Origin of the sequence: Acetobacter lambici (assembly GCF_011516885.1) — a bacterium.
Lineage (GTDB): Bacteria > Pseudomonadota > Alphaproteobacteria > Acetobacterales > Acetobacteraceae > Acetobacter > Acetobacter lambici.
This window is the reverse complement of the sequence record NZ_WOTD01000137.1, coordinates 1-1167: the sequence shown is the minus strand read 5'-3', so window position 1 is coordinate 1167 and position 1167 is coordinate 1. Positions and strand designations below refer to the sequence as shown.

Genomic DNA, 1167 nt, shown 5'->3' with positions numbered 1-1167 from the left:
TTTTGCGGGCTTGATAAGCTATACCCGGTTGTTGTTATGCCGCCCTTCTGACGGCGTTGCTGTTGGCCATCTGGTCCGGGGTTAACCCCGGACCAGATGGCGTCGGCACGTCATGATACGCCTCATCGGGCGTACGTCCAGCCAGCGCCGTATGCGGACGCCTTTCGTTATAATGGGCGATCCATCTGCCAAGCCCGGCCCGTAGCTCCGATCCGGTTTCGAACGCGTGCAAATAGACGCATTCGTATTTCAGCGACCGCCACAGACGCTCGATAAACACGTTGTCCAGCCAGCGACCGCGCCCATCCATGCTGATGCGGATCTGACGCTCTTCCAGTATTCCGGTGAAACAGGGTGTCGTAAATTGCGACCCCTGGTCAGTATTGAAAATGTCCGGGGCGCCATAGCGCATGAGGGTATCCTGTAGCGCCTCGATACAGAACTCCACGTCCATCGTGTTCGACAGACGCCAGGACAGGACCTTGCGCGTGAACCAGTCCATGATCGCCACGAGATAGAGAAATCCCCGTTTCATGGGAATATATGTGATATCGGAACACCAGACCTGGTCAGGCCGATTGATGACCAGATCCCGCAGCAGATATGGATATTTCCGATGCTCCGGATGAGGCACGGTCGTGCGCGGCTTCTGGTAGATCGCCCGCAGGCCCATGATCGCCATGAGCCGCCGGACCCGCTTGCGGCCCACTTCATGTCCCAGGCGGCGCAGATGCCATGTCATCTGCCGTGAGCCATAATAGGGCGTTTCCAGGAACTGGGCGTCGATCAGCCGCATCAGCTCCAGATTGGCCTCGCTCTGTGGCACAGGCCGATAGTAGACGCCCGACCGGTTGAGTTGCAGCAGCGTGCATTGCCGGATTATCGGCAGGCATGCTCTCTTCGGGTCAATCATCTGCCGCCTCTGATCACGCCCAACCGAGCAGAGGCAGCGCGTAAAAAATCCCGTTCCACGAGAAGTTCGCCTATCTTCGCGTGCAGTTTCTCCACATCAGCTGGGCTGACCGGCGGCTCAGCCACCGTCTTCCCGGAAAAGGTCGCCGCCATCCCCTCGATCGCCTGCCGTTTCCACTGTGCGATCATCGTCTGATGCACCCCATGTTTCGAAGCCAGTTCCGCCAGCGTCAGTTCCCCACGGATCGCCTCCAG

Annotated in this window: 1 protein-coding gene; it reads right to left on the bottom strand. The window is 58.9% G+C overall.

From position 1 onward, the window contains the following. Nucleotides 1-34: 34 nt before the first annotated feature. Nucleotides 35-1167, bottom strand: a protein-coding gene (locus GOB86_RS15485) for an IS3 family transposase (RefSeq protein ID WP_165993548.1) whose coding sequence is annotated in 2 segments (ribosomal slippage) — nucleotides 35-963 and nucleotides 963-1167 — 1134 coding nt annotated over the 2 segments. Because the reading frame shifts where the segments join, the coding sequence is not laid out codon by codon here. This gene is flagged as partial in the annotation.